4 protein-coding genes are annotated in these 5,306 nt (G+C 71.2%); all 4 read right to left on the bottom strand.

Annotation, left to right across the window (positions count from 1 at the left end):
* Positions 1 to 1,157: proton-conducting transporter transmembrane domain-containing protein (locus tag JF886_RS01945; protein ID WP_337309063.1), on the bottom strand; the 1,157-nt coding region annotated here is incomplete at its 3' end.
* Positions 1,154 to 2,884, bottom strand: coding sequence for a complex I subunit 4 family protein (locus JF886_RS01940; protein WP_337309061.1), 1,731 nt, complete (start codon positions 2,882 to 2,884; stop codon positions 1,154 to 1,156). The genes JF886_RS01940 and JF886_RS01945, both read right to left, overlap by 4 nt.
* Complete coding sequence (locus JF886_RS01935; protein WP_337309058.1) at positions 2,881 to 4,932, bottom strand: proton-conducting transporter transmembrane domain-containing protein; 2,052 nt, start codon at positions 4,930 to 4,932, stop codon at positions 2,881 to 2,883. Before JF886_RS01935 ends, JF886_RS01940 begins: the two co-directional genes overlap by 4 nt.
* Position 4,933: 1 nt before the next feature.
* Positions 4,934 to 5,306: NADH-quinone oxidoreductase subunit NuoK (gene nuoK / locus JF886_RS01930; RefSeq protein WP_337309056.1), on the bottom strand; the 373-nt coding region annotated here is incomplete at its 5' end.

Here is a 5,306-nt window from a genome sequence, read left to right as displayed (position 1 = left end):
GGCGCGCGCCCCCCCGCGCCGCGGTACGCGTCAATGCCTGTGCCGAGGCCGGCCGCGTCGAAGACGCCGGCGAGGAGGAGCGACGCCAGCAGCGCGGCGGCTGCGCCGAGCAGCGAGAAGAGCAGTGCGGTCCTGCCGCCGGCCGTCGACCCGGCGATGCCGCGGCCGGTCGAGGCGAGCGCCAGCAGCAGGAAGCCCGCCTGCGCGATGGACAGGTCGGCGATGAGCCGCCGGATGGTCGTGGCACGCACCGCCAGGATTGCGCCGGAGAGCATCCCGGCCGCGGCAAGAATGTCGACGAGGATGGTCCAGCGTGTGCTCCCGGGACCGAAGCCCTCGACGGCGAAGCGAGCCAGCACAAGGGTGCCGACGACGGCGCCCAGGGCCGAGCTGAACCCCGCGATGGCCCCAGGGGTGGCCTCCTGGACAAGCCTGGTCCACGCCTGCAGCGGAGGCGCGCCGACCGCCACCAGCAAACCGATCACCACTAGGGCGATGCCCACCACCTCGAGTGGGCCGTCGATCGGAGCGCCGGTGACACGCGCCCCGGTTGCCAGCCGAGCCAGGTCGGTGGTGCCGACGGCGGCGTAGAGGAGCGTCATCCCGTACACGGTGGTCGCCATCGCCACGCCACCGGCGAGAAGCTGGCGGAACGCTGCCTCCGCGGTCTGCCCCGACGTTTTGGTCATAGCTGTCAGAAGCGCGAGCGCCACCAGGAGGACCGCGAACGCGACGACGAAAGCGGCCATCTCGCGCTGCGCCAGGAGAATCATCGCCGCGCCCGAGCTCACCTGGAGAAGCGCGCAAAACGCGCCCGCCCGTGCCGGGGCGCGGCGTGTGTACGCCTCAGAACCGAGCACGGTCAGCACCAGGGCCAGGAGCACCAGCACCGACCCGAAGACGTGGAAGCGATCGACCATCAGTCCCCCGCTGTACGCCGCCAGGCCGACACCCGCGGAGCTGGGGCGCATCGCCTGCAGCTCGATCATCGATGCGGTGAAGGCACCGACCGCCGCGAGCAGGGTGACCCACCGGTACAGTGACGGCCGTGTGCGAGGCCGCGCGGCGGCCACGGCCGCGCACACCAGGGCGCCAAAGCCGAGCATGACCGCGGGCAGGATCCCGAGCAGCACACCGAGACCGAAATTGCTGATCACTGGGTGCCACCGAGAGACGCCGCAATGCGGACGAGACCGGTGCCGATGACCGGTACCACGCGGCCGGCGAGAAGTCCGAACGCCACCAGGAAGATGACCAGGGGCCACAGATAGCCGAGCTCGAGAGCCGTCGTGTCACGGACGCGCGCGAACTCCTCACGCACCGGGCCGAGGAACACCCGTTGCGCGGACCAGATCAGGGCTGCCGTGCTGACCGCGGTGCTCGCCATCACGAAGACGGTGGCGTAGGGGTGGACCGAGAACACCCCGCTGAACAGCATCAGCTCCGCGCTGAACCCCGCAAGCAGCGGCGCCCCCAGGGCGGCGAGGCAGGCAAAGATCCAGAACCCTCCGAGCCGCGGCGCCTGCGCCGCCAGACCACCGAGCCGGTCCAACGGCGCGCTGCGCGTCCGTCCCTCGATGGCCCCGCAGAGCAGCAGCAACAGCGCGCTGCTCAACCCGCCGGCGACCAGCTGCAGAACGGCGCCGTCCAGCGAGATGCTGTTGGGCGCGGCCACGGCGAGGAGCACCAGCGACATCTGGCCGATGCTCACCGCGGCGACCATGCGCCGCAGCGTGGTCTGCGCGAGCGTCAGCAGGACCCCCCACAGCGCGCTGAGCACCGCGAGCACCATCAGCGCACTGCCGAAGCGCTGTGCCTGCGCCGGGAACAGCCCGAGCGCGAACCGGATCATCCCGTACCCGGAGAGCCGCACCAGCACGCCCGCGACCACAGCGGCAACGCCGGAGCTGGCGGTTGCGGTGGTGTCGAGCATCCAGGTGTGCACCGGCACGATGACGAAACCGATCGCAAACGCGGTGAACACGAGCCAGAATCCCGCCGCCGCCACCGGACCGGTGAGCGCTCCGGCGTTGCCAAGGTCGGTCAGGTCGGAGCTGTGCGCGCTGCTGTGCACCACCACAAGGAGGAAGCCGGTGAGGAGCAGCGCCCCGCTGATGAGCACGGCCACGCCGGCGCGCGTTGCCGTGCGCTCCCGGCCGGCTCCTCCGAAGCACCTGATCAGGAGGAAGAGCGGCGCCGCCTGCATGGCGAAGAACATCACGAACAGGACCAGGTCGGTGGCACAGAGGGCTCCGTTGACCGCCGTCTCGAGCAGCAGCAGCAGCCCGCAGTACAGGCGCAGCCGCTGCTGGCGCTTCCACGCCGCCAGGAACACCGATGTGAACACAAGGGTGCTGAGCACCAGCAGGCTCAGGGTCACCCCGTCGGCGCTCATGTGGTAGTGGATCGCGAAGGCGAAGTGGCTGATCCAGGTGGTGTTCTCCTCATGGAGCTGGTCCGGGGTGGCGGCAACCCCCAGCGAGATGGCCGTGAGGAGCGTGAAGAGGGTCAGCACCAGCGCTGCTGCCGCCGCGAACAGCGCGACCGAACGGATACGGCTGCGCTGCTCCGCGGTGCGTTCGGGCAGGAACACGATCACCAGGGCCGCGACAGTGGTGATGAACACCACGGTGCTGAGCAGGACAGACGGCAGATCGAGGCCGGTGTTGGTGGGGGTCGTCGGCGTGGTCGCCGGGGCCGGCCTGGCCGCGGCGGGCGGCGGCAGCGAGAACGCCGCAGTGGGTGGCGCGGCGACGACCGGTGCGGTGGCGGCGCTGATCGACGGTGAGACCGCCGCGATGAGCGGGTGGAACGCGGCCGCCAAGCGTGGGGCCTGCTGCGCGGCCGTCGCGGCCGACCACAGTGTCTGCAGCGTCGCGCTCACTGGATGGTCACCGGGAAATGGCCGGTCACGGCCAGAACCGACGCCGCCAGCAGGATGGCCACAACGACCAGGGCCGCCGCCATCGACAGCCCCACCCGGGCGCTGCGCAGGCGGCTCAGCGCCTCGCTGAGTGTGCCGACGCTCTCCCCCATCGCGGTGGGGATCGGTTCCAGCAGCTGCACGTCGAGGGTGTCCAGCGCCCGGCCGGCCGCGACGAACCCGCGCGGGAGGAGAGCCGCGACGCGCTCGGCGGGGGTGGGGCCTGCCAGCGCCGTGCTCGCCCAGGCAAGGTGATCGCGGGCAGGGGCCGGCCGGCGACGCCGATCCGCGGAGAAGAGCCACCACGCGGCAGCTGCCCCGACGACCGCGAGAACGGCCGCAAGCGCGAGCGCGACCGTGTCGAACGGCAGGTCCTCGCGGACGCGGCCGTAGAAGACGAAGCGAGTGAAGCTGAGCCCGGTGACGGCCCCGCTGCCCACGGTGAAGGGGCCGATCCCGGGAAGGCCGGCCAGCGTGGCCGCGGCCCCGCCGGCGAGCGCGACCAGCACGGTGCGACGCAACCGCGCGTCCACCTCCCGAAGCCGGCTGACGTCGAAGCCGCGGCGCCTGGTGGCTTCGCCCGTGGCCGCGACGAAGTACACGCGGAACGCGTACACGGCGGTGAGGACGATGGTCACGAGCACGGCCGCCGCGACGATCACGCGAACCACGCTGCTGGCGTGCCCTCCGCCGGGCAGCGCGCCGCGGAGCGCCGACGAGAGCACGCTGTACGTGTTCAGCGTCAGTCCGCTGATCCCCAGCGCCCAACCGCCGAGCGCTAGCGTGGTGCGGGGCATGCGCTGCCGTCCGCCGCCGCAGTCGCGGAGCTCGTGGCTCCGAAATCCGCGGCTCAGGTTTCCCGCCGTGAGGAAGTACGCCACCGCCAGGAATGAGCCGGTGAAGAGGAGGAACAGCGCCGCGCTGTAGCCGCCCACCCCGAAAGCGGCCAGCATCAGACCCGCCTGGCTGCTCACGGCGAACAGACCGATCCGGAACACGTCTCGTTGTGCCAGCGCCAGCACGGCGCCCGCCACTGCAGCGATCGCGCCGACAACGGCGACGGCGGTGAGCAGGTGAGGCGCCTCGAGCAGGAGGGGATACACCCGTGCCAGCAGCAGACCCGCGGGGATCAGCGCGGACACGGCGATCAGCGCGAGCCCGGGAACCGGGGCGTCGAGCGCGCCGCTCAGCCAGAGGTGCATGGGACCGATGGTGGCGCGGATGGAGGCGGCAACCACGAAGAGAACCGCGAGCACTACAAGGGTTCTCGCGCCCACCCCGGCCACCGCGCCGAGACGGCCGATGTGCCACTGCAGAGCCAGCTGGGAGAAGGAGAAGGGGTCGTTGCTGAGCTGGCCGTTGGTCGGTGTCCGCTGGCCGATCGAAGTGCCGAACTTGGCGAAGCTCATCACCAGGCCGAGCAACAGGGCCAGGTCGGCGCTGCGCAGTACCACGAACGTCCGCGTCGCGGCGGCCGCACTGGCCGGCCGCTGCCAGTGGTGCGCGGCCAGCATCCATGCGGCCACGCCGGCCACCTCCCACCCCAGCCAGAACTGGAACAGGTTGGGGCTGCTGACCAGCGCCAGGACACCGAAGGTCAGCAGTCCCATGACCCAGAAGAAGCGCCGGAAACCGTCGTCGCCTCTCATCGAGACGAGCGCGTGCACCTGGGTGATGACCGAGAGGAAGAGGACGGCGAACATGAACGTCACGCTCAGAGGGTCGACGCGGATGCCCCAGAAGACGCCGAAGTCGGCAGGCACCGTCGGTGGGCCGATGCCGGTGGGCGACGTCGTCTGCAGGTCCCAGAACGTCTGAGTGTTCTCGTACACCGGGATCACATGGGTGAGCCGGAACACCAGCACCACCAGGGACAGAGCCAGCGCGAGGCTTGTCAGTGCGACCCCGGCCTGGGCGGCACGCCGAGGCGACTCGGCGAGGAATGACACGGCGACCCCGACCAGCGGGAGAAGCACCACCGCCCACGTGAGGTTGAGGATGATCGCCATCTCAGGCGTCCAGCTCGGTCATCTCGTCCAGGTCAGCGGTGTCCGACCGTCGCCAGAGCAGTGCCGCAACCGCACCCCCGACGAGCAGCTCGGCGCAGAGAGCTGCCAGCGTGAAGAGCGCGAGCGCGTCGCCGAGCCGGGGCACGGAGCCGTCCCCGCTCTCGGCGAAACCCACAGCAGCCACCAACGGCGCGCTGAAGAGCACGCTCAGCGAGGCAAGCGCCGCGATGACGTTGCGCCGCGTGGTGACCCCGAAGAGTCCGATGGCGAACAGCACGGCGCTGAGCACCGCGTAGTGTGCCGGTCCTACGTTCACCGGCCCGCCCCAGCGTCGCTTCCCGCTCGCTGCGCGCGCGCCGCCGCGCGGTGCTCGC

It is taken from the genome of Candidatus Aeolococcus gillhamiae (assembly GCF_016464765.1).
In the GTDB taxonomy this organism is placed as follows: domain Bacteria; phylum Chloroflexota; class Dormibacteria; order Aeolococcales; family Aeolococcaceae; genus Aeolococcus; species Aeolococcus gillhamiae.
This window is presented reverse-complemented; position numbering and strand designations above follow the sequence as displayed.